Origin of the sequence: Streptomyces sp. PA03-3a, from assembly GCF_033792735.1 — a bacterium.
Taxonomy (GTDB): domain Bacteria; phylum Actinomycetota; class Actinomycetes; order Streptomycetales; family Streptomycetaceae; genus Actinacidiphila.
Window position 1 is genome coordinate 43536 of the sequence record NZ_JARAVM010000015.1, and the last position, 21479, is coordinate 65014.

Consider the following 21479-nt stretch of genomic DNA (forward strand, 5'->3'; position numbering starts at 1 on the left):
CGCCGCACCGGCACACCCGCCTCGCGTGAGGCACCGTCAGGGCGCCGCGTCGACCAGGGGCTTGGACGGGACCGGGGTCGCCTCGGGGGCCTTCGCGGCGCGGCGGCCCGGGACGAGGAGCGCCGCGAGCGCGCCCGCCGCGACGGCGGCCGCGCCCACCCAGAGCGCCGGGGTGAGGCCGTCGACGAACCGCGTCGCGGACTCGTAGCCGCCCTGGGCGGAGAAGACCGCCGCGAGGGTGGCGACGCCGAGGGCCCCGCCGACCTCGCGGAGGGCGTTGTTGGCGCCCGAGGCGATGCCCTGCTCCTCCGGCCGCACGCTGCCCATGACGATGTTGGCGCTCGGCGCGAAGTACATCGCCATTCCGATGCCGCTCGCGATCAGCGCCGGCACCTGCGACGCGTACGACATGCCCGGCTCCACGATCAGGGCGAACCAGCCGAGCCCCACCGCCTGCAGGGCGAGCCCGGCGGCGACGACCGGCCGGCCGCCGACGCGGTCGGAGAGGAAGCCTGCGACGGGCGCGACGAGCATCGGCATGCCGGTCCAGGGCAGCATGCGCAGCCCAGCCTCCGTCGGGGAGTAGCCCGCGACGCCCTGGAGGAACTGGCTGAGCAGGAAGATCGAGCCGAACATGCCGAGGAACATCAGCAGGCTGGCCGCGTTGACGGCGGCGAAGGCGCGGCTGCGGAAGAGCCGCATCGGCAGGATCGGGTTGCGGGCGCGGATGCCGTGCCGGACGAAGGCGGCCAGCAGCACACCGCCGCCGACGAGGCCGCCCAGGACCGGGCCGCTGCTCCAGCCGTCGGCGTTGCCGCGGACGAGGGCGTAGACGATGCCGAACAGACCCGCGCTGGCGAGCACCGTGCCGGTCACGTCGAGCCGGGGCTCGGGACCGCGGCTCTCGGCGAGCCGCAGCCGGGCGAGGGGCAGCAGGAGCAGGCCGATCGGGACGTTCAGCCAGAAGATCCACTGCCACGAGATGTGCTCGGTGAGCGAGCCGCCGATGAGCGGTCCGGCGGCGACCGCGAGGCCGTTGACGGCGCCCCAGATGCCGAACACCATGCCGCGCCACTCGGGCGGGACGGTGGCCGAGAGCAGGGTGAGGGTGAGCGGCATGAGGATCGCGGCGCCGACGCCCTGGACGGCCCGGGCGGCGATGAGTTCGTTCATGCCGGGGGCGAGCGCGGCGGCGGCGGAGGCCGCGGAGAAGACGCCGAGCCCCACGAGGAACATGCGCCGGCGCCCGAAGCGGTCGCCCAGGGCGGCGCCGAACATCAGGAGGACGGCGAAGGTGAGCGTGTAGGCGCTCACCGTCCACTCCAGGTCCTCCAGGGCTCCGCCCAGGTCAGCGCGGATGGAGGGCAGCGCCGTGGTGACGACGAGGTTGTCGAGCGCCGCCATGAACCCGGCGACGCTGGTGATGACGAGTGCCCAGACGACGCTGCCGCGCCTGGCCTCCGCCGGTTGCTGTGCCATGAACTCCCCCAGCTGATTAGTAATTGATCAATAACTTTCATGGCCATGGGTCGGCTCCGGAAAGGCCGGGGCCGCCCGTCAGCCGGCCACCCGTCAGCCCTTCCCCGGGAAGCGGTCGGCGTAGAGGTCGACGATCCCCGCCCAGCCGCGCTCGCCCTGCGGGACACCGAGCGCCACCAGCACGTTCACGAGCATCCCCGTGCCGAAGAACTGCGCCATGTCGCCGTCGCCCGCCCCCGTGCGCGCCCTGACGTAGTCCCACAGGCCCAGCCAGCCGCGCCGGCAGGCCTCGCGGATCTCCTCGTCGTCGACGGCGGCGACGTACATCTGGAGCTGCATCCGCAGGACGTCGCCGCCCCCGATGAGCCCCTGGTACGAGCCGCACATCGCCTCGAACGCCTCCTCCCCCTCCAGCCCCTCGGCCGCCTTCTCGAAGTGCGCCTCGATCGTCTCGACGCACCGCGCCGCGGCGGCCAGGAACAGCGCCTTCTTGTTCGGGAAGAGCCGGAAGAGGTACGGCTGCGACACACCCATGCGCTGGGCGATGACGCCGGTCGAGGTGCCGTTGTAGCCACCCGTTCCGAACTCCGCCATCGCCGCGCGGACCGCCGCCTCGCGGCGCTCGTCCGCACTCATCCGCATCCCGTCGCCTGCCATGCGAAGTAAGTTATCAGTCAATAACAAGCCGGGGCAAGAGGAAGGCGGCGGGCATGCCCGCCGCCCCACTCCCCACGGCTACGCGAGCCGGACCACCGCGCGGGACATTCCCAGCACCTTCTGCCCGGCGCTGACGGCCGTCACGTCCACCCGGACCGTGCGCTCGTCGTCGTCCAGTTTGGCCGCGACCTTGGCGCTGACCTCGATCAGCGCACCCGTGCCGTCGTTCGGCACCACGACCGGCTTGGTGAAGCGGACGCCGTACTCCACGACCGCCCCCGGGTCGCCGGCCCAGTCCGTCACCACGCGGACCGCCGAGGCCATGGTGAACATGCCGTGCGCGATGACGTCCGGCAGCCCGACCTCCTTGGCGAACTTCTCGTTCCAGTGGATCGGATTGAAGTCACCGGAGGCGCCGGCGTACTGCACGAGTGTGGCGCGGTTCACGGGGAAGGACTGCGCCGGCAGTTCGGTGCCCACCTCGACCTCGTCGTAGGAGATCTTCGCCGTCATCGGTCACTCACCCTCCGGCGCGCGCGCCACCAGTTTCATCAGCGCCGTCACCACGTGCTCGCCGCTCTCGTCGTGGACCTCGCCGCGGACGTCGATGACGTCGTTGCCCGCGAGCGACTTGATGGCCTCGATGGTGACCGTCACCGACAGTAGGTCACCGGCCCGCACGGGGCGGGTGTAGCTGAATTTCTGGTCGCCGTGCACCACCCGGCCGTAGTCCAGTCCCAGCTCCGGATCGAGGACGACCTGCCCCGAGGCCTTGTACGTGATCACGAACGGGAAGGTCGGCGGCGCGATCACGTCCTGGTGGCCCAGGGCCTTGGCCGCGTCGGGGTCGGTGTAGACCGGGTTCGGGTCGCCGACGGCCTCGGCGAACTCGCGGATCTTCTCCCGGCCCACCTCGTACGGAGCGGTGGGCGGATACGTCCGCCCCACGAAGGACTGGTCCAGCGCCATCGGCACCTCCTGGAGCTGTGATGTACACGTCGGCGGGTCCGCCAACGCCAAGAGGCCGCCCCCGTTTACAGGGGCGGCCTCTTTGGTCTTACGGCCTGGTTCAGCGCGTCTCGCGGTGCGCGGTGTGGGCGTTGCAGCGCGGGCAGTGCTTCTTCATCTCAAGACGGTCCGGGTCGTTGCGCCGGTTCTTCTTGGTGATGTAGTTCCGCTCCTTGCACTCCACGCAGGCCAGCGTGATCTTCGGGCGGACGTCGGTGGCGGCCACGTGAGTGCTCCTTGACGAACGGCAATAAGGTTTGAACACGGAAAGAGTAGCCGATTGAGGGACCGATCCCACAATCGGCTACGCGGGTAGCGGCGACCGGACTTGAACCGGTGACACAGCGATTATGAGCCGCTTGCTCTACCGACTGAGCTACGCCGCTTCGATGAAAAGATCACCCGCCGGGTGGCGGGTCATCCGATCACCAGAGCCCCAATACGGAATCGAACCGTAGACCTTCTCCTTACCATGGAGACGCTCTGCCGACTGAGCTATTGGGGCGAGCGAGGAAGACATTACACGGTCCGCCGCCGAAGGTGAAATCCGTATCTTGCGGGCAGTCGCGGGACCACCTCCCGCCTACGAGGCCACCTCCGCCGCCCCAGCCGCTCGGCCCCATACGTCACTTGACGTCACCAGTACGACTATTCGCTCTTCCCGGACGGACCGGGCACGGCCCCCTAGGCTCGGAACCGCGTGATCTTGCCTCCGGCCCCGAGGAGCGCGATGACCGACAGCCAGCCGCAGCAGCCCACCGACCCCCCACTCGGCGAAGCCGCCCCAGCCCCCGCCCTCCTGCTCTGCGGTGCCCGCCTCGCCGACGGCCGCACCGTCGACGTGCGTCTGGCCGGAGCGCGCATCGAGGCCGTCGGCACCGCCGGCAGCCTCCACGAGGGCACCCGGGTCGACCTCGGCGGCTACCTCCTAATGCCCGCCCCCGCCGAACCCCATGCCCACCTCGACACGGCGCTGACCGCCGGCTCCGCCGGCCCGCCCTCGTACGACGCCGAGGACGTACAGCGCAGGGTCACCGAGGGCGCCCTCCACCAGCTCGGCCACGGCGCCACCGCGGTCCGCACCCACATCCGCATCGGCGACGTGCAGGGGCTGCGCGCCCTGGAGGCGGCGCTGCAGGCCCGGCGCGCGCTGCGCGGCCTGGTCGACGTGCAGACCGTGGCCGTGCCCCGGGTGCTCACCGGGCCGGCGGGCGCGGACGGCCTCGCCGTGCTCCGCGACGCCCTCAAAATGGGGGCCGACGTGGTGGGCGGCTGCCCCGACCTCGATCCGGACCCGGCCGGCTACGCGGAGACCGTGCTCACCGTCGCCGCCGAGTTCGGCCTGCCCGTCGACCTGCACACCGACGCCGCCGACCCGGCCCGGCTCTCCCGGCTCGCCGCGATGGCGGGAGGACTGCGCCCGGGCGTCGCCCTCGGTCCCTGCGGCGGACTGACCCGGCTCCCGTACGACACCACCGTCCGCCTCGCGGGGCAGCTCGCCGCCGCCGGCGTCTCGCTGACCGCCCTCCCGCAGGGCGGCTGCGGCGCACTGGAGTCGGTGCGCCGGGGCGGCACCGCGCCGGTGCGGACCCTGCGGGCGGCCGGCGTCCGGATCGCCGCGGGCAGCGGCGCACTGCGCGATCTGGCCAACCCCGTCGGCCGCGGCGACCCCCTGGAGGCCGCCTTCCTGCTCGCCACACACGGCGAGTGCGCCCCCGGGGAGGCCTACGAGGCGGTGAGCCGGGACGCCCGCGCCGTCATGGGGCTGCCCGAGGTGCGGGTGGAGGCGGGCTTTCCCGCAGAGCTGCTCGCGGTGCGGGCCGACCGGCTGGAGAGCGCGCTGTCGCTCGCGTACAGCCGGATCGTCATCCACCGGGGGCGGGTCGTCTCGCGGACCAGCGCGGTGCGCGAGTACACCGACACCCTGGCGCTCGACCTGCCGCGTCAATCGAGGAGCCGCCGTGACCCGGCATGAACGGCACGCCGGGCGTAGCGTCGGTGGCATGCGCACTGTGATCGCTGGTGGACATGGACAGATCGCGCTGCGGCTGGAACGGCTGCTCGCCGCGCGCGAGGACGAGGTGGCCGGCATCATCCGCAGGCCGGAACAGGCCGATGACCTGCGCGAGGCTGGGGCCGAGCCGATCGTGCTCGACCTGGAGTCGGCGTCGGTGGACGAGGTGGCCCGGGCGCTGGCCGGCGCGGGCGCGGTCGTCTTCGCCGCGGGCGCGGGGCCGGGCAGCGGCGCCGCCCGCAAGGAGACCGTGGACCGGGACGCCGCCGTGCTCCTGGCCGACGCGGCCGAACGCGCGGGCGTACGCCGTTACCTGATGGTCTCCGCGATGGGGGCGGAGGGCGACCCCCGCCCCGGCACCGACGAGGTCTTCGCCGCCTATCTGCGCGCCAAAGGAGCCGCCGACGCCGAGGTGCGCCGTCGTGCCGCCCTGGAGTGGACGATCGTCCGCCCGGGCCGTCTGACCGACGACCCCGGCACGGGACGCGTCCGGCTCGCCGCCGACACCGGGCGCGGTTCGGTGACGCGTGACGACGTCGCGGCGGTCCTCGCGGAGCTTCTCGACACACCCTCGACGGCGGGGCTCACCCTGGAACTGATCGAGGGTCACACGCCGGTGTCGGTCGCGGTGAAGGACGTCGCCGGCAACTGAACCGCACCCCGGAGCGGACGCCTCGGGAGCGGCTGCCTCCGCCCCCGAACCCCGTTTCCGCGAGGCGCGGATGCGGGCTGGGATGGGCGGGTAGGGGGTACGGCCGAGATGCGATCAGTGCGGCTCTGGGCTGCACTTGATCGTATCGGGACGGCCAGCACCATCCCCTGACGTCACGGAGAGAGCATGCCGATGAAGCCCCCGGCACCCCCGTTCACCCGCGAGACCGCGATCGAGAAGGTCCGCCTCGCGGAGGACGCCTGGAACAGCCGCGACCCCGAGAAGGTGTCCCTCGCCTACACACCGGACAGCCGGTGGCGGAACCGCGGCGAGTTCGTCCACGGGCGGGAGGAGATCGTCGCGTTCCTCACCCGGAAGTGGACGAGGGAGCAGGAGTACCGGCTCATCAAGGAGCTCTGGGCCTTCGACGGCAACCGCATCGCGGTCCGCTTCGCCTACGAGTGCCACGACGACTCCGGCAACTGGTACCGCTCCTACGGCAACGAGAACTGGGAGTTCGACGACGAGGGCCTGATGCGCGTACGCCTGGCCAGCATCAACGACACCCCCATCGCCGAGTCGGAGCGCAAGTACCACTGGCCGCTCGGACGGCGGCCCGACGATCACCCCGGTCTTTCCGACCTCGGGTTCTGAACGGCCCGCGCCTGCCGCCGCAGCTCCACCCGGGCCGCGGGCGAGCGGCCCGGGGCGGTGCGCCAGTAGGGGTGCCAGAACAGACGGGCGGAGAGCCACAGCAGACGTCGTCGCAGGAGCGCCGCATGCGCCGGCTCCGCTGCGAGTCGCGCGTAGGTGCGGTGCCATTCGCGCTGCGCCTGCACCAGATCGGGCGGGAACACGGTGTCGGCCATGCGCGTAATTCAATCATGTGTTCGATTTCCTGCGCACGCCTCACGGGTCACTCGTAGGGGTGAGATCGCGGCGGAGCCCGGCTCGGACGTCCTACGACCCCTGGGCTCCCCCTCACCCCGGGGCCGCAGGAAGGTGTGCCACCGCCGGGGGCGGCCTACAGGTTCAGGACGACGAGGGCCCCCACACCGCCCAGACCCAGGGCGACGGCGGCATCGGCCCAGCCGCCCCTCCCCCAGCGGAAGTAGCGGTCCAGCGCGAGCCGCCCGGGGCCTATGGCGGCGACGCCGAGGGCGACGACGGTGATGGCCAGGTTGTACTCGATGCCGCCTTGCTCGTCCCAGAGCCCGCGGGCGCCGGTCACGGTGGCCATGGCATTGATCATCACGCCGATCAGCGCGGCCGAGGCGAGCGGGGTGAGCAGCCCCAGCGCGAGGCCCACGCCACCCAGGAACTCCGAGGCCCCGCCGATGGCGGCGTAGACCTTGCCCGGCGAGTAGCCCAGTTCCTCGAAGCCCTTGCCGGTAGTGGTGAGCCCCTGGCCGCCGAACCATCCGAGGGTCTTCTGGAGCCCGTGCCCCGCCATCAGGACGCCGAAGGTGAGCCTGATCAGCAGCAGACCGCAGTCACCGGCGGTCACCCGCGGCCGTGCCGGCGGGCCGCCTTCGGTCTGCGGCGGAACGCGCAATCGCTCAGCTATGTAGTTCATGGGGAACCCTCTTCTGCCCCCCGAGCCCCGACGGGCGGCACCGGCCGTCCCGGGGACCAGCGGAGCGGGTTGATGCGGTCACCGCGGATCACACAGGCATCCCTCCTTCCTCAGAAGGCACGCGATATCTGTGTGCTGCTTTCAACCACTTTCCCCTCTTTTCTACATCTCATACCGGAATGCCGGAAGTGCTGAACGGCACCGGTGACCTCGCCTCCTCGGGACCGCGGGCGCGGGGCCCGGTCACGCGGGATACGCCGAGGGGCGGCGGCGGCCCGCGACGAGCCGGGCGTCGTGGAGTCCTCGGGCCCGGTGGTCGGCCCCGAAAACAACGCGGAACCGCAAGGAACAGCTTGTCCCGCAGGACGTGCCCTCCGACCCCTTCCCGGACCCCGCGCGGTGGGGCCTGCCGGACGCCGGCATACGGAGCGGCCTCAACCGGCCGCGCGGCAGAAGAAGTTGCGGAGCCGTGCAACCCCCCGCGCATTTTCGGGAGTACCTACGAACAGACGTCCACGCGGCGGCCACCACATCCGGTGGCCGCCGCAGGCCGGCGCGCGGGCCCACCGCGCCGGCCGTCAAGGACCGCCCGGCGCAGTGCCGGGCGGCGGCTTCGAAGGAGAAATGCTCCGTGGCTCTCAGTTTTGCCAGGAAGGCGGGCATGGCGACCGCCGCAGCGGTCGCCATCGGCGCGGTGTCGTTCGGCGCCTCCGCGGTGGCGGCGCCGGCGGGCCCGGCGGCACCTGCCGCGCACCGGGTCGGCGCATCACCCGCCGCCGTGGCCGCCAAGGCGGTCGCCGCGCCCCGGAAGCAGACGCCCCAGGTCGTCACGCAACTGATCGGCAAGGGCCGCGTGGACGGCAAGCCCTGGTCGGTGGCGCTGGAGTTCCACCGGTCACTGCCCGAGGGCTACGAACTGCCCACCGCGCCCAACGGGACCACCGCCCCCGGCACGGCACTGCTGTGCCAGCGCATGTACATCGACGGCGTCCGCATCGACCACCAAGGCGGCCCCTGGTCCGACTGCCAACCCGTCACCGGCACCCACGACCCCGCCGGCTCCGGCGGCATGGGCCTGTGGGGCTTCCAGGACAAGGGCACCAGCGGCTCCCGCCTCATGGTCTCCAACCCCGAGGCCGACATCGCCTACGGCATCGTCAACCTCACCGACGGCACCCGACTGATGGCCCCCACGGTCACCGTCCCCGGCACCGACTACCGCGCCTGGGCCGTCGCCATACCCAACGGCAAGACCATCAGCGCCGTCGACCAGTACGACAAGCGCCACCACCGCCTCACGCACGACACCTACTGGCGCTGACCCCGGAAAGAAGGACAGGCACCTCCTGCCGTGCAGCCACGTGACCACCGAGCCGAGGACGGCGGACCGGACGCCGAGTTCACCCGGTTCGTCGCCGCCCGCTGGCGCGCCCTGACCCACACCGCGTACCTGCTCACCGGAGACTTTCACGAAGCGGAAGACCTGGTGCAGTCCACGCTGGCCAGGGTGTACCCGCACTGGGGACGGCTACGGCCCGAGCACGCCGAGCACTACGTGCGGCGGGCGCTGGTCAACACCAACCGCAGCCGGCACCGCCGCCGCAGGATCGCCCACCTCCTTCTTCCGTCGCTTCCCGACACCCGCCCCGTCCCCGAGGACGGGGCGGGTGTCGGGGGCGTGGACGGCTACGACGCCCTGGCCCGCCTGCTCGCCGAACTGCCCGGGCGGCAGAGGGCGGTCGTCGTGCTCCGCTACTGCGAGGACCTGTCCGCGGAGGAAGTGGCGGACATCCTCGGTTGTTCGGTCGGCACCGTGAAGAGCCAGGCTTCCCGGGCCCTGGACAAGCTGCGCAACCGGGGGACCCTCGCCCGTCTTCACCCGTCCAGCCGCCCCGCAGAGGCACGATGACTCACCACCACGACCGACGCTCCGCCCAAGAGGACTGGCTGCGCGACGCCTTCGCTCGGTCGCGCGACGCCTACCCCACCTCCCAGGCCCCCGTCGACCGGATCCTCGCCACGGCGCGGGCTCGCAGGAAACGCCACCGCGCCGCCGCTGCCGTCGGCGCCGTGGCCGGTGCCGCCTGTGTCCTCGCCGCCGCCCTGGCCCTCTCGCTCCCAGGACCCCACCCTTCCGCCGGCCCCGCGCAGCATTCCTCCCCCGCCGCGAGCCCGACCGCCACCGCGACGCCCGATCCCCTCACCGTTTCGGTCGGCGGGGGCACGACGGGTGGCGCCCCCTGGTCGGTGGCGCTGGAGTTCCACCGGTCACTGCCCGAGGGCTACGAACTGCCCACCGCGCCCAACGGGACCACCGCCCCCGGCACGGCACTGCTGTGCCAGCGCATGTACATCGACGGCGTCCGCATCGACCACCAAGGCGGCCCCTGGTCCGACTGCCAACCCGTCACCGGCACCCACGACCCCGCCGGCTCCGGCGGCATGGGCCTGTGGGGCTTCCAGGACAAGGGCACCAGCGGCTCCCGCCTCATGGTCTCCAACCCCGAGGCCGACATCGCCTACGGCATCGTCAGCCTCACCGACGGCACCCGACTGAAGGCCCCCACGGTCACCGTCCCCGGCACCGACTACCGCGCCTGGGCCGTCGCCATACCCAACGGCAAGACCATCAGCGCCGTCGACCAGTACGACAAGCGCCACCACCGCCTCACGCACGACACCTACTGGCGCTGACCCCGGAACGAGCGTGGCCGCTGTCACATACCGCCCGGCCGCCCTGTCCTCATGGAGGAGACACACCGGCCACGGAAGGTGGGGGTTCCTCATCATGGGCGCCGAGCAGCCGCAGCAGGCCAAAGGTCGCATGCGCACCGACCACCCGGCCCGAGACCTGGCAGGACTGCGCGAGTGGGCGGGCACGGCGGGCAGCCGTCCGCAGCCCGAGCGGCTCGCCGACCGGTCCGACACGCACGGGACCATCGACTTCGCAGGCGGCCGGTGCACTGTACAGGCCGGGCCCGACGGGCTGACGCTCCACGTCGAAGCCGCCGACCGGGACGGCCTCCGGCGCATCCAGCGGTTGATCACCGAGCGCCTGCGGGAGACCGGCGGGCCCGACGCGCCTCCGGTCGCCTGGGAACCGGCCGTAGCCACCGGGCCCCGCCCGCGCCACGGCACGAAGCTCGGCATCGCTGCCGTCGTCGTCCTGGTCGTCGCCGTCCACTTGGGCCTGGGCGGACTCCTGCTGGCGTCCGGCCCCTGGAAGCACTGGGCTCTGGCCGCCGTACTGGCCGCCCTCCTGGCCAAGACCGTCTACCTGCTCCGCCGCCGCGCCGTACGCCGCGGCCAGACCCGCCGGGCCCACTGATCCGAGGTAGCCGTTCATCGCCGCCGGCGGCAGAAGTCACGGCCGGTCGCACGAGCGCTGCGCACGCGCCAACCACGTTTCAGGAACAGCTCGCATCACGGTCGGGATCGCCGCCGGCGATCCCGCCAACGGGCCCGGCGCGCCACGCCGGGCCCGATTCCGCGTGAAGTGAACCGCTCGGCCCGGCTCTAGCGCACGTCGACGTAGTCGGACGCGCTGGTGGCGACGCCTGTCGTGGAGTTGCCGTAGTACACCCAGCGGTAGTAACCGTCGACCGAGGCGGTAACCGTGGTCTTCAGGCCTCCGGTGCTGCTGGTGGTGGCCTTCTTGACCAGCTTGAAGGTGTCGGTGCCCTTGGCGCGGAACTGGAGGCTGACCAAACGGCCGCTGTAGGCGCCGTACTTCTTGGTGCTCCAGTTCGCCCGGGTGAGCTTGCCCGTGACAGTGATCGGCTTGCCCTTGGTGACCGGCTCCGGCGAGGCGTTGGTGGTGGCCTTGGCCGCGCGCTTGAGCTGGACGGTCGTGGACCGCGTCTCCAGTTCCGCGGTCTTCAGGCCGCCGCTGGCCTTCCACAGCCGCAGCGAGACGCCGACCTTCCAGGTCGTGGCGTCGCTGTTGGAGTCGACGTGCTCCTGGCTCGGGTGCGGGTCGATGTAGAGGTTGCCCTCACAGCGGGCGTGCTTGGAGTCGATCTCGTAACAGGTGTAACCGCCCGGCCCGATGAAGTTCTCCCCGTTGTCCGCCGCCGTATTGATGCTTCCGCGGTAGAGGAAGGGGAACGTGTCGTAGCGGTCGGGGTCGGCGGTGCTGTACCCGGAAGGCAGTGCGATGTTGAACCGCATGGGCGGCTCCACCACCTTCGACGTGCCGACGACGATCGGCTTGCCGTTGTTGACGACGATGTTCGACACGGTGATGCCGGTGTCCGCAGCATGAGCCGTCGGCGCGCTCAGCGCCGAGAGCCCCAGCGTCCCCACAAGCGTGGCCACCGTGGCGATTCGTCTGCCAGTTTTCATTCACACCTCTTCAGCAGAAGGCCGTTGGAAGGGGCGGCAGCCTATCTGATGAGTTCATGCCGTTCCGCCCGGCCCTGACCAGCCGCCCCACCGCCCCCCGCGGCCAAGGCCTTCTCTCTCTCCGGCTCCGGACCGGGTCCCTGGAGGCGTGCGCTACGTGCCCATCCCTCCGGAGCCGGCTGCGTTGCCCGGTGACACGTGACGGTGCACGGCACAGTGCGGAACGGCCGCACCTCCGTTCCGCACTCGGGCGCACACACGAACGGCCACGGCATCGCCTCGGCCGCAGGGCGGCGCGTGGCACGGAGCCCACCGCCCTGCGCTACGGCTCGATGCCAAAGAGCGGGATGGCCGGTGGCGGCGGGGCGAGTACGGAGCGAAGGCGGTTGAGCGTCGCACGCCATTGCCTCCCCTCTCGTGAATCGACCCAGTTCGACGACAATCCGGACTCGTCGCTGACGATCCGGGCGAGGGCTTCATCCGCCAGGGTCCGAAGGTTGGAGGGGAAGGTGGTTTCCGGGCCGTAGGACGTGGCGACTGGTTCACCGCCTGGACACTGCGCCGCGATCAGTGCCGCAGCGGCCACAGCTTCCTCCGCTTCCGCGAGGTAGCCGGCGGCATGAACGGTGCGGGTGAGTACCCCACGTATCAGGGCTTCACGTTCCTCGGGCTTGGCGTCGTCGAGAGCGCAGGCGAAGTCTGCGGCAGTGTCGTTGTCGAAGGGGCCGGTAGCCCAGGTACCCATGATGATCTCCTCGCACCGCTGCGCGGGGAGCCTCGCACCAGCCGTTGACAAGGCGGTCACGACGGCGACCAGGGTTCGCCCGTCCCCTTCCACAACCGCCGGTAGAGAGCGTGCGAGAACGGGACGGAGCGAGACAGTTACCCACCCCTGGCGGAACAAAGAGAACAGCCCCCGCGCTGCGTTTCCGCAGCTCAGGGGCTGTGTTTCCACTGTGGCGGCGCCAGGATTCGAACCTGGGTAGGCTAAGCCGACGGATTTACAGTCCGCTCCCATTGGCCACTCGGGCACACCGCCTGGGAAATGTCTCCGCGGGCCGCTTGTGTGCGGTCCCCCTTGGCGACGTCGTAAACAATACCCGATGCGCGGGGGTGCTCCGCCACCCTATTGATCAGCGCTCCGGGCGGGTCCGGTGGCTAGGCTTGCGGGGGCGGCCCGGTGACGGGTCGCGGACCTGATGGATCAGAGCCAAGGAGCCAACAGAAGATGGCCGACTCCAGTTTCGACATCGTCTCGAAGGTCGAGCGGCAGGAGGTCGACAACGCCCTCAACCAGGCCGCGAAGGAGATCTCGCAGCGCTACGACTTCAAGAACGTCGGTGCGTCGATCTCGTGGTCCGGGGACAAGATCCTGATGCAGGCCAACTCCGAGGAGCGGGTCAAGGCCATCCTGGACGTCTTCGAGACCAAGCTGGTCAAGCGGGGGATCTCGCTGAAGTCGCTGGACGCGGGCGAGCCCCAGCTGTCCGGCAAGGAGTACAAGATCTTCGCGACCATCGAGGAAGGCATCTCGCAGGAGAACGCCAAGAAGGTCGCCAAGATCATCCGCGATGAGGGGCCCAAGGGCATCAAGGCCCAGGTCCAGGGCGAGGAGCTGCGCGTCACCTCCAAGAGCCGGGACGACCTGCAAGCCGTCATCGCGCTGCTGAAGGGCAAGGACCTCGACTTCGCGCTGCAGTTCGTGAACTACCGCTGATCGAGGTACCGCCCGAGGTCCCGGCCGGGAGGAGGCGGCCGGGGCCTTTGCCGCGCGCACGACGGGGCGCATTCGGAGGGTGCCGCCCGGCAGGCCGCCGCAGGTGCGTAGTGTCTTCCTGTTAGGTCTCCCCGGGACCGCCCCGCCCGTCGACGGCGGACCCGGGGCAGCGTCTCGAGGATGGAGCCGGGCATGCAAAGCCGCACCGCTTTGGTCGAGGACCTGATGAGCCGCTTCCCGCACGTTCCCCGCGAGGCGGTCATCAAGGAGGACCTGCTGCGCGGCGGGATCGCGTTCGACGAGTCCGCGCTCAGCGGCAACGAGGACGGCGACGTCAAACCGAAGTCGTACTTCATCTTCTCCTTCGACCATCGCACGCTTCCCGAACTGGGCGCCGCCGCGCTGAAGCGGCCGCCGGAGGAGATCGTGCTCACCGGCGGGCCGTACGACCTGCGCCGCACGGTGGTGTCGGTGCGGGTCAACCCGGCCTCGCCGTACCGCGTGCGGGCGGGCGGGCGCGGTGTGCTCGGCCTCTACCTCGACGGGGTGCGCATCGCGGACGTCGGCCTGCCGCCGATGCCGGCGTACTACCGGCACAGCCTGGAGAACGGGAAGTCGGTGATGGAGGTCGCGCCCACGATCCAGTGGGGCTACCTGATCTACCTGACGGTCTTCCGCGTGTGCCAGTACTTCGGCGCCAAGGAGGAGTGCCAGTACTGCGACATCAACCACAACTGGCGCCAGCACAAGGCGGCCGGCCGCCCCTACACGGGTGTGAAGCCGGTCGAGGAGGTGCTGGAGGCGCTGGAGATCATCGACAAGTACGACGAGACGAAGTCCTCCACCGCGTACACCCTCACCGGTGGGGCGATCACCTCCAAGGTCGCCGGGCGGGACGAGGCCGACTTCTACGGCCACTACGCGAAGGCCATCGAGGAGCGTTTCCCCGGCCGCTGGATCGGCAAGGTGGTCGCGCAGGCGCTGCCCAAGGAGGACGTGCAGCGCTTCAAGGACTACGGCGTGCAGATCTACCACCCGAACTACGAGGTGTGGGACCCCCGTCTGTTCGAGCTGTACTGCCCGGGCAAGGAGCGTTACGTCGGCCGGGACGAGTGGCACCGCCGGATCCTGGACTCGGCGGAGATCTTCGGCCCGCGCAATGTGATCCCCAACTTCGTGGCGGGCGTGGAGATGGCCGAGCCGTTCGGCTTCACCAGCGTCGGGGAGGCGATCGACTCCACGGCGGAGGGCCTGCGCTTCTTCATGTCGCGGGGCATCACGCCGCGCTTCACCACCTGGTGCCCGGAGCCGACGACCCCGCTGGGCAAGGCGAACCCGGAGGGCGCGCCGCTGGAGTACCACATCCGCCTGCTGGACGTGTACCGCGCGACGCTGGAGGAGTACGGGCTGAGCTCGCCGCCCGGGTACGGCCCGGCCGGTCCCGGCAACGCGGTGTTCTCGGTGAGCTCGTTCATGGACAGCCTGCCGGCGTCGGCGCCTGTCGGAGTGAGCTGAGTGCCGGCCCTGCTGATCGTGCATCACACGCCGTCGCCCAACCTGCAGGCGATGTTCGAGGCGGTGGTCGCCGGTGCGACCACCGACGAGATCGAGGGCGTGGACGTCGTACGGCGGGCCGCCCTCTCGGCGACCGCCTCCGACGTGCTCGCGGCGGACGGCTACCTGCTGGGCACGACGGCGAACCTCGGCTACATGTCGGGGGCGCTCAAGCACTTCTTCGACCAGGTCTACTACCCCTGCCTGGACAGCACGCGCGGCCGCCCGTTCGGCTACTACGTGCACGGCGGCAACGACGTCACGGGGACGGTGCGGGGCATCCGGTCGATCACCACGGGCCTGGGCTGGGAGCAGGCCGCGGCGGAGGTGACGGTCACCGGGGAGCCGTCCAAGGCCGATCTGCGGGCCTGCTGGGAGCTGGGCGCGACCCTGGCCGCCGGGCTGGCGGACTGACCGCACGGGCCCGGCGCCGACGTGCCGGGCCCATGCCCCCGTCCTACCGTGGAGGTGGAGAGAGGGGGCAGCAGCGATGGCACCCCATGTCCTGGACGACGCGGCACTGGACGCCCTGCGCTCGGGGTTCGCGGGTGAGGTCGTCGCACCGGGTGACCCGTCGTACGACGAGAGCCGCACGCTGTTCAACGCGATGATCGACCGCAGGCCGTCCGTGATCGCTCTGTGCGAGACGGTGGACGACGTGGCCGCGGCGATCCGCTTCGGCCGTGAGCGCGGCCTCGAGGTCGCCGTCCGCGGGGGCGGGCACAGCGTCTCCGGCAACGCGCTGAGCGATGGCGGCGTCGTCGTCGACCTGCGGCGCATGCACGCGGTCGTCGTGGACCCTGCGGCGCGCACGGCACGGGTCGGCGGGGGCGCCACGATGAGCCACCTGGACCGGGCGACGCAGCCGTTCGACCTGGTCACCACCGGCGGCCGGGTGTCCACCACGGGGGTGGGCGGCTTCACCCTCGGGGGCGGATCGGGGTGGCTGGAGCGCAAGTTCGGGCTGGCCTGCGACAACCTGGCGGAGGCCGAGGTGATGACGGCGGACGGCACCTTGGTGCGGGCCGCCGAGGACGAGAACCCGGAGCTGTTCTGGGCCCTGCACGGGGGCGGCGGCAACTTCGGCGTCGCCACCTCGCTCACGCTGCGGCTGCACCCGCTGCCCGCGGCCACCCTGGCCGTGCTGCTGTGGCCGCCGGAGGCAGGTCCTGAGGTGCTGCGCGCCTACCGCGCCCTGCTGGCGTCGGCGCCGGACGAGGTGGGCGGGGGCATGCTCTTCCTGACCGGGCCGCCGGAGGAGTTCGTGCCGGAGCACATGGTGGGCCAACTGGCCTGCGCCGTGGTGTTCACGTACGCGGGCACCCTGGACGCGGCGCGCGAGGTGCTGGAACCGCTGCTCGCGCTCGCTCCGCACGGCCGCATGGTGGCGGAGATGCCGTACGCGGACCTGCAGTCGGCGCTCGACGACCCGCCGGGATACCGGAACTACTGGTCGGCGGAGTACCTGGACGACTTCCCGGACGCGGCCGTGGACCGCTTCTGCGCGCGTGCCCGGGACATGGTGGTCCCCTCCCCCTCCCAGCACGTGCTGTTCCCCGTGGGCGGCGCCGTGGCGCGCGCTCCGGCCGACTACCCGCTGCCCTGGCGCCGGGCGCCGTGGGTGGTGCACCCGTTCGGTCTGTGGGCGGACCCGGCGGACGACGAGCGCGCCCGGCGGTGGGCGCACGACGTCCGCGCCGACCTGCGGCAGTGGTCCTCGGGCGCCGTCTACCTCAACTTCATCGGGGACGAGGGCGAGGGCCGGGTGATCGCCGGGCTCGGCGCGCACAACCTGGGGCGGCTGGCACGGGTGAAGACCGAGTACGACCCGGAGAACGTCTTCCGGCTCAACCACAACATCGAGCCGGGCTGAGGCCCCGCACCGGGAGGCGGGCCTCGGTTCAGCGGGTGGCGTACGGGGCGTCGACGGGGACGATCTCGCGACCGAGCGGCACCAGGGAGATCGGCACCATCTTGAAGTTGGCGATGCCGAACGGGATGCCGATGATCGTCAGGCAGAAGGCGACGCCCGCGATCACATGGCCGATGGCGAGCCAGATGCCCGCGAGGACCAGCCAGATGATGTTCCCCAGCAGCGACGCGACTCCCGCGTCGCGGCGCTCCACCGTGGTGCGGCCGAAGGGCCACAGTACGTAGTTGGCGATCCTCAGGGACGCGATCCCCCAGGGGATGGTGATGATGAAGATGAACATCAGCAGGCCCAGCAGGGCGTAGCCGATCGCCATCCACAGGCCCCAGATGATCAGCCACACGACGTTCAGGACGATGTTGACCGCCTTCATTGCCCAAGCCTCCCATGCGTCCGCGGGCCCCGCCCCTCAGGGGGCGGGAGCCGCCGCTCCGTCAGGCGTCCCCCGCAGGGCCCGTACCCGCGCGCCGGCCCTTCCGCACGTGCGCGTTCAGCGGCGGTGCCCGGCCATCTCCTCGAGGCGGGCGATGCGCTCGGCCATCGGGGGGTGGGTGGAGAAGAGCTTGGAGACGTCGCCGGGGCGGAACGGGTTGGCGATCATGAGGTGGCTGGTGGTCTCCAGCCGGGGCTCGGGCGGCAGCGGGGCGCGCTTGGTGCCCGTCTCCAGCTTGCGCAGCGCGGAGGCGAGGGCGAGCGGGTCTCCGGTGAGGCGGGCGCCCGAGGAGTCGGCCTCGTACTCGCGGGAGCGGCTGACGGCGAGCTGGATGAGGGAGGCCGCGACGGGGCCGAGGATCATCATCAGGAGCAGGCCGAACAGGCCGGGGCCCTCGTCGTCGTCGGAGCGGCCGACGGGGATCAGCCAGGCGAAGTTGACGAGGAACATGACCACGGAGGCCAGGGCGCCGGCGACGGACGAGATGAGGATGTCGCGGTTGTAGACATGGCTCAACTCGTGCCCGATGACGCCGCGCAGTTCGCGCTCGTCGAGGAGGCGCAGGATGCCCTCGGTGCAGCACACGGCGGCGTTGCGCGGGTTGCGGCCGGTGGCGAAGGCGTTGGGGGCCTCGGTCGGGGAGATGTAGAGCCGCGGCATGGGCTGCCGGGCGGAGGTGGAGAGTTCGCGCACCATGCGGTACAGCGCCGGGGCCTCGAACTCGCTGACCGGGCGGGCGCGCATGGAGCGCAGCGCGATCTTGTCGCTGTTCCAGTACGCGTAGGCGTTGGTCCCGAGGGCTACGACGAGTGCGACGATCAGTCCCGTACGGCCGAAGAAACTGCCGATGATCAGGATGAGAGCCGACATTCCGCCCAGGAGCGCGGCGGTCTTCAGGCCGTTGTGCCGGCGGTGCACGGTACACCCTCCAAGTTGTGCATCAGGAGGACCATCTCTCCTCGTTCAAGGAGAACCTCCCGAAGGGGCCAACGCCACCGGAGGGGTGTTAGTTCCCTTGTGCACCTTCCGACCGGGTGCTCAGAGCAGGGTGGCGGAGGCGAAGCGGAGGACGAGCTGAGGTGCGCCGGACAGCACGATCCCGACGACGGCGGTGAGCGCGATGGCGGCGCCGAGCGGGCGCGAGGGGCCCGACGGGCGTACGGCGGCGGCCGGCTCCGTCCCGGGCTTCGCGAAGAGCAGGACCGTCCACCGAAGGTAGTACACGAGCGCGATCACGACGTTGACGGCCATGACGGCGGCCAGCCAGCCGAGGCCCGCGTCGACGGCCGAGGAGAAGACGGCGACCTTGGCGAAGAGGCCGATGACGCCGGGCGGCAGGCCGGCCAGGCAGAGCAGGAAGAAGGCCATGGCCGCCGCCGCGAGCGGGTGGGCGCTGTGGAGGCCTCGGTAGTCGGTGAGCCGGTTCTGCGGCGCGGTGCGGCCGACGAGCGCGGCGACGCCGAAGGCACCGAGGTTCACGGCGGCGTACATCAGCGCGTAGGCCAGGGTGGTGCCGACCTGGCGGTCGGGGTCGGTGTACGCGGCGGCGGCGATCGGGACGAGCAGGTAGCCCGCCTGGCCGATGGACGACCAGGCCAGCAGGCGGACCGCGCTGCGCGGGCGCTCGGGGCGCTGTACCAGCGCGCCGACGTTGCCGACGGTCATGGTGAGGGCGGCCAGGACGGCGACGGCGGGGCCCCAGACGTGCGCGTAGGGCCGGAAGGCGACGACCGTGACGAGGATGAGGCCCGCGAACCCGGCGGCCTTGCCGACGACCGACAGGTAGCCGGCGACCGGGAGCGGGGCGCCGGTGTAGGTGTCGGGCACCCAGAAGTGGAACGGCGCGACGGCGAGCTTGAAGGCGAAGCCGACGACGGTGAGGGCGGCGCCGGCGGCGGCGAGGGTGTCCAGGCGGGGGTCGACGCCCTGCAACCCCTTGGCCATGGCCTCCAGGTGGAGGGTGCCGGTCGCGGCGTAGACGAAGCTGACGCCCAGCAGGGTGACGGCGGTCGCGGCGACCGAGGACAGGAAGAACTTCAGGGCCGCCTCGCTCGACAGCCGGTCGCCGCGGCGCAGCCCCACGAGGGCGAACGACGGGAGGGTGGTGACCTCCAGGGCGATCACGAGGGTCGCCAGGTCGCGGGAGGCGGGCAGCAGTGCGGCGCCGGAGGCCGAGGAGAGCAGCAGGAACCAGAACTCGCCGGCCGGCAGCTCGTCGAGGGTGTGCACCGACAGCAGGGCGGCGACGAGCGCTCCGGCCAGGACCAGCAGCTGCACGACGAGCGTGAAGCGGTCGGCGACGTAGGAGCAGTCGGCCGGGCTGCCGACCAGGCAGAAGGTGCTGCGGTCGCCGTCGAGCAGCGGCAGCAGGCTCAGCCCGGCGAGCACGAGGCCGGCGAGGGTGATCCCCACCAGCGGCCGCTTGCGGCCCTCGGGCAGGAAGAGGTCGGCGACCAGCACGACGAGCGCGGCCGCGGCCACGATGCCGGGCGGGGCGATCGCGGCCCAGTCGACCGATTGGACGACGGAGGTGGCGAGGGTGCTCATCAGCTGCCTCCGAGCAGGGTGCGCACGGCCGGGTCGGTGAGGCCGAGCAGGGCGGCGGGCCAGAGGCCCGCGAGGACGGTCAGGACGACCAGCGGGGTCCAGGCGGCGAACTCGTAGCCCCGGACGTCGGCGAGCGCCGGCGCGGCCTGGACGGTCTCGCGTTCGCCCATGCACACGCGGCGCACCACGACGAGGAGGTACGCGGCGGTGAGCAGGGTGCCGAAGGCGGCGACCGCGGTGAAGACCAGGTAGGCGCCGCGGTCCAGGCCTGGGGCGGGCTTGAAGGACCCGAACATCGCGAGCATCTCGCCCCAGAAACCGGCCAGACCCGGCAGGCCGAGGGAGGCGACGGCCGCGAAGGCGAGCAGGCCGCCCATGCGGGGGGCCTTGCCGTACAGCGCGGCGCCGGTCTGCCCGGCGAGGCTGTCCAGGTCGGTGGAGCCGTAGCGGTCCTTGAGGGCGCCGACCAGGAAGAAGAGCAGGCCGGTGATGAGCCCGTGGGCGATGTTGGCGAAGAGCGCGCCGTTGACGCCGGTGGGGGTCAGGGTCGCGATGCCGAGCAGCACGAAGCCCATGTGGCCGACGGAGCTGTAGGCGATGAGCCGCTTGAGGTCGCCGCCGGCGCCGCGGCGGGCCAGGGCCAGGCAGGCCAGCGATCCGTAGACGATGCCGACGACGGCGAGGGCTGCCAGGTAGGGCGCGAAGGTCTGCATGCCCTCGGGGGCGGCCGGGAGCAGGATCCGCACGAAGCCGTAGGTGCCCATCTTGAGCAGGACGCCGGCCAGGAGCACCGAGCCGACCGTGGGCGCGGCGGTGTGGGCGTCCGGGAGCCAGCTGTGCAGCGGCCACATCGGGGCCTTGACGGCGAGGCCGAGGCCGATGGCGAGGACGGCGATCAGCTGCGTGGAGTGACTGAGCGGTGACCCGTTGTCAGTGGCGAGTGCCACCATGTCGAATGTGCCCGCCTTCAGCCCGATGAGGAGCAGGCCGAGCAGCATGATCACGGAGCCGAGCAGTGTGTAGAGGATGAAGCGGAGGGCGGACTTCTCCCGGTTCTCGCCGCCCCAGCGGGCGATGAGGAAGTACATCGGGATGAGGACGGTCTCGAAGGCGAGGAAGAAGAGCACCAGGTCGAGCACGGCGAAGGTGGCGAGCGTGCCCGTCTCCAGGAGGAGCAGGAGCGCCACGAAGGCCTTCGGGGAAGGACCCGCGGGCATCTTGAAGTAGCTGTAGAGCGCGCAGAGGAAGGTCAGCAGCGCGGTCAGGACGAGGAGGGGGAGGCTGATGCCGTCGATGCCGAGGTGGATGCGGATGTCGAGCGCCGGGATCCAGCTGATGTCGGTGCTCGCCTGCATCGTCGCGGGGTGGCCGTGGTCGAAGCCCGCGGCGAGGACGATGCTCAGGACGAGGACGAGACCGGTGACGGTGACGCCGTGGCGCAGCACGGCCTGGTCGGGGTTCTTCCCCTTCAGGCCGGGCGGGGGCGGCAGCAGGGCCGCCGCGGCGCCGAGCAGCGGCAGGACGACGACGGCCGCGAGGACGTACGGGAGGACGGTGTCGTTCACGGC

Annotated in this window: 24 protein-coding genes and 3 tRNA genes; 11 read left to right on the plus strand and 16 right to left on the minus strand. The window is 71.5% G+C overall.

Annotated elements, in window-relative coordinates:
* Positions 1-36: 36 nt before the first annotated feature.
* The 7 genes from PV342_RS19485 to PV342_RS19515 all read right to left on the minus strand — a co-directional run bounded on the left by PV342_RS19485 (position 37) and on the right by PV342_RS19515 (position 3649).
* A complete protein-coding gene (locus PV342_RS19485) occupies positions 37-1479 on the minus strand; it encodes a DHA2 family efflux MFS transporter permease subunit (RefSeq protein WP_500318061.1) in 1443 nt (480 codons plus the stop codon).
* A 93-nt stretch (positions 1480-1572) separates the two neighbouring features.
* Positions 1573-2136, minus strand: coding sequence for a TetR/AcrR family transcriptional regulator (locus tag PV342_RS19490; protein WP_386991350.1), 564 nt, complete (start codon positions 2134-2136; stop codon positions 1573-1575).
* 78 nt (positions 2137-2214) lie between these two features.
* The gene (locus PV342_RS19495) at positions 2215-2649 is read right to left on the minus strand and encodes a MaoC family dehydratase (RefSeq protein ID WP_361010446.1); all 435 of its coding nucleotides are present in this window, start codon (positions 2647-2649) and stop codon (positions 2215-2217) included.
* Between the two features lie 3 nt (positions 2650-2652).
* Positions 2653-3105 carry an FAS1-like dehydratase domain-containing protein gene (locus PV342_RS19500; protein ID WP_400804449.1) on the minus strand — a complete coding sequence of 151 codons (453 nt, stop codon included), beginning with the start codon at positions 3103-3105 and terminating at the stop codon, positions 2653-2655.
* Between the two features lie 100 nt (positions 3106-3205).
* On the minus strand, positions 3206-3370 hold the full coding sequence (gene rpmG, locus PV342_RS19505) for a 50S ribosomal protein L33 (protein WP_004571794.1): 165 nt from the start codon (positions 3368-3370) through the stop codon (positions 3206-3208).
* Positions 3371-3457: 87 nt separating this feature from the next.
* Positions 3458-3530: transfer RNA gene (locus PV342_RS19510), tRNA-Met, on the minus strand.
* Positions 3531-3576: 46 nt separating this feature from the next.
* Positions 3577-3649 (minus strand) — tRNA-Thr (locus PV342_RS19515).
* A gap of 225 nt (positions 3650-3874) precedes the next feature.
* Here PV342_RS19515 and PV342_RS19520 point away from each other — a divergent pair.
* The 3 genes from PV342_RS19520 to PV342_RS19530 all read left to right on the plus strand — a co-directional run bounded on the left by PV342_RS19520 (position 3875) and on the right by PV342_RS19530 (position 6464).
* Positions 3875-5119 carry an amidohydrolase family protein gene (locus PV342_RS19520; RefSeq protein WP_400804445.1) on the plus strand — a complete coding sequence of 415 codons (1245 nt, stop codon included), beginning with the start codon at positions 3875-3877 and terminating at the stop codon, positions 5117-5119.
* Positions 5120-5147: 28 nt separating this feature from the next.
* Positions 5148-5810 (plus strand): NAD(P)H-binding protein, encoded by a 663-nt coding sequence (locus PV342_RS19525; protein ID WP_361010452.1) that lies wholly within the window; start codon positions 5148-5150, stop codon positions 5808-5810.
* Between the two features lie 186 nt (positions 5811-5996).
* Entirely contained in the window at positions 5997-6464 is a 468-nt protein-coding gene (locus PV342_RS19530) for a nuclear transport factor 2 family protein (protein ID WP_361010455.1), read from the plus strand.
* Here the strand turns inward: PV342_RS19530 and PV342_RS19535 are convergent.
* Together PV342_RS19535 and PV342_RS19540 are read right to left on the minus strand one after the other, a co-directional pair.
* The gene (locus tag PV342_RS19535; protein WP_386991342.1) at positions 6434-6679 is read right to left on the minus strand and encodes a DUF8825 domain-containing protein; all 246 of its coding nucleotides are present in this window, start codon (positions 6677-6679) and stop codon (positions 6434-6436) included. The genes PV342_RS19530 and PV342_RS19535 overlap by 31 nt on opposite strands.
* Positions 6680-6834: 155 nt before the next feature.
* Positions 6835-7386 carry a DoxX family protein gene (locus tag PV342_RS19540; protein WP_386991340.1) on the minus strand — a complete coding sequence of 184 codons (552 nt, stop codon included), beginning with the start codon at positions 7384-7386 and terminating at the stop codon, positions 6835-6837.
* A gap of 631 nt (positions 7387-8017) precedes the next feature.
* Between PV342_RS19540 and PV342_RS19545 the strand changes: the two genes are divergently transcribed.
* From PV342_RS19545 to PV342_RS19560, 4 genes are all read left to right on the plus strand, one after another.
* A complete protein-coding gene (locus PV342_RS19545; protein ID WP_500318065.1) occupies positions 8018-8707 on the plus strand; it encodes a hypothetical protein in 690 nt (229 codons plus the stop codon).
* A gap of 30 nt (positions 8708-8737) precedes the next feature.
* A complete protein-coding gene (locus PV342_RS19550) occupies positions 8738-9295 on the plus strand; it encodes a SigE family RNA polymerase sigma factor (protein WP_386991336.1) in 558 nt (185 codons plus the stop codon).
* Entirely contained in the window at positions 9292-10080 is a 789-nt protein-coding gene (locus PV342_RS19555; RefSeq protein ID WP_500318066.1) for a hypothetical protein, read from the plus strand. The genes PV342_RS19550 and PV342_RS19555 overlap by 4 nt, the downstream gene beginning before the upstream one ends.
* Before the next feature lie 94 nt (positions 10081-10174).
* On the plus strand, positions 10175-10714 hold the full coding sequence (locus PV342_RS19560; protein WP_500318068.1) for a DUF2218 domain-containing protein: 540 nt from the start codon (positions 10175-10177) through the stop codon (positions 10712-10714).
* 188 nt (positions 10715-10902) lie between these two features.
* Here PV342_RS19560 and PV342_RS19565 read toward each other — a convergent pair whose 3' ends face one another.
* The 3 genes from PV342_RS19565 to PV342_RS19575 all read right to left on the minus strand — a co-directional run bounded on the left by PV342_RS19565 (position 10903) and on the right by PV342_RS19575 (position 12769).
* Positions 10903-11730 carry a hypothetical protein gene (locus PV342_RS19565; RefSeq protein WP_400804437.1) on the minus strand — a complete coding sequence of 276 codons (828 nt, stop codon included), beginning with the start codon at positions 11728-11730 and terminating at the stop codon, positions 10903-10905.
* 322 nt (positions 11731-12052) lie between these two features.
* Positions 12053-12475: a DUF4259 domain-containing protein gene (locus tag PV342_RS19570; protein ID WP_500318070.1), complete on the minus strand. Its 423-nt coding sequence runs from the start codon at positions 12473-12475 to the stop codon at positions 12053-12055.
* Between the two features lie 212 nt (positions 12476-12687).
* Positions 12688-12769, minus strand: a tRNA-Tyr gene (locus PV342_RS19575).
* A 189-nt stretch (positions 12770-12958) separates the two neighbouring features.
* On the opposite strand from PV342_RS19575, the gene PV342_RS19580 reads away from it, so the two are divergent.
* From PV342_RS19580 to PV342_RS19595, 4 genes are all read left to right on the plus strand, one after another.
* A complete protein-coding gene (locus PV342_RS19580; RefSeq protein ID WP_018558836.1) occupies positions 12959-13447 on the plus strand; it encodes a YajQ family cyclic di-GMP-binding protein in 489 nt (162 codons plus the stop codon).
* 192 nt (positions 13448-13639) lie between these two features.
* Positions 13640-14962: a radical SAM protein gene (locus PV342_RS19585; RefSeq protein WP_037731584.1), complete on the plus strand. Its 1323-nt coding sequence runs from the start codon at positions 13640-13642 to the stop codon at positions 14960-14962.
* The gene (locus tag PV342_RS19590) at positions 14963-15415 is read left to right on the plus strand and encodes a flavodoxin family protein (protein ID WP_386991324.1); all 453 of its coding nucleotides are present in this window, start codon (positions 14963-14965) and stop codon (positions 15413-15415) included.
* Positions 15416-15491: 76 nt separating this feature from the next.
* Entirely contained in the window at positions 15492-16874 is a 1383-nt protein-coding gene (locus PV342_RS19595) for an FAD-binding oxidoreductase (protein WP_500318072.1), read from the plus strand.
* Between the two features lie 28 nt (positions 16875-16902).
* Here the strand turns inward: PV342_RS19595 and PV342_RS19600 are convergent, their stop codons facing one another.
* The 4 genes from PV342_RS19600 to PV342_RS19615 all read right to left on the minus strand — a co-directional run bounded on the left by PV342_RS19600 (position 16903) and on the right by PV342_RS19615 (position 21476).
* A complete protein-coding gene (locus PV342_RS19600; RefSeq protein ID WP_400804391.1) occupies positions 16903-17304 on the minus strand; it encodes a YccF domain-containing protein in 402 nt (133 codons plus the stop codon).
* 117 nt (positions 17305-17421) lie between these two features.
* Positions 17422-18282, minus strand: a complete 861-nt coding sequence (gene htpX, locus PV342_RS19605) for a zinc metalloprotease HtpX (protein ID WP_018558831.1) — start codon at positions 18280-18282, stop codon at positions 17422-17424.
* A 120-nt stretch (positions 18283-18402) separates the two neighbouring features.
* The gene (locus PV342_RS19610) at positions 18403-19911 is read right to left on the minus strand and encodes an NADH-quinone oxidoreductase subunit N (protein WP_386991317.1); all 1509 of its coding nucleotides are present in this window, start codon (positions 19909-19911) and stop codon (positions 18403-18405) included.
* Positions 19911-21476: a complex I subunit 4 family protein gene (locus tag PV342_RS19615; protein WP_500318074.1), complete on the minus strand. Its 1566-nt coding sequence runs from the start codon at positions 21474-21476 to the stop codon at positions 19911-19913. The genes PV342_RS19610 and PV342_RS19615 overlap by 1 nt, the downstream gene beginning before the upstream one ends.
* Positions 21477-21479: the final 3 nt, after the last annotated feature.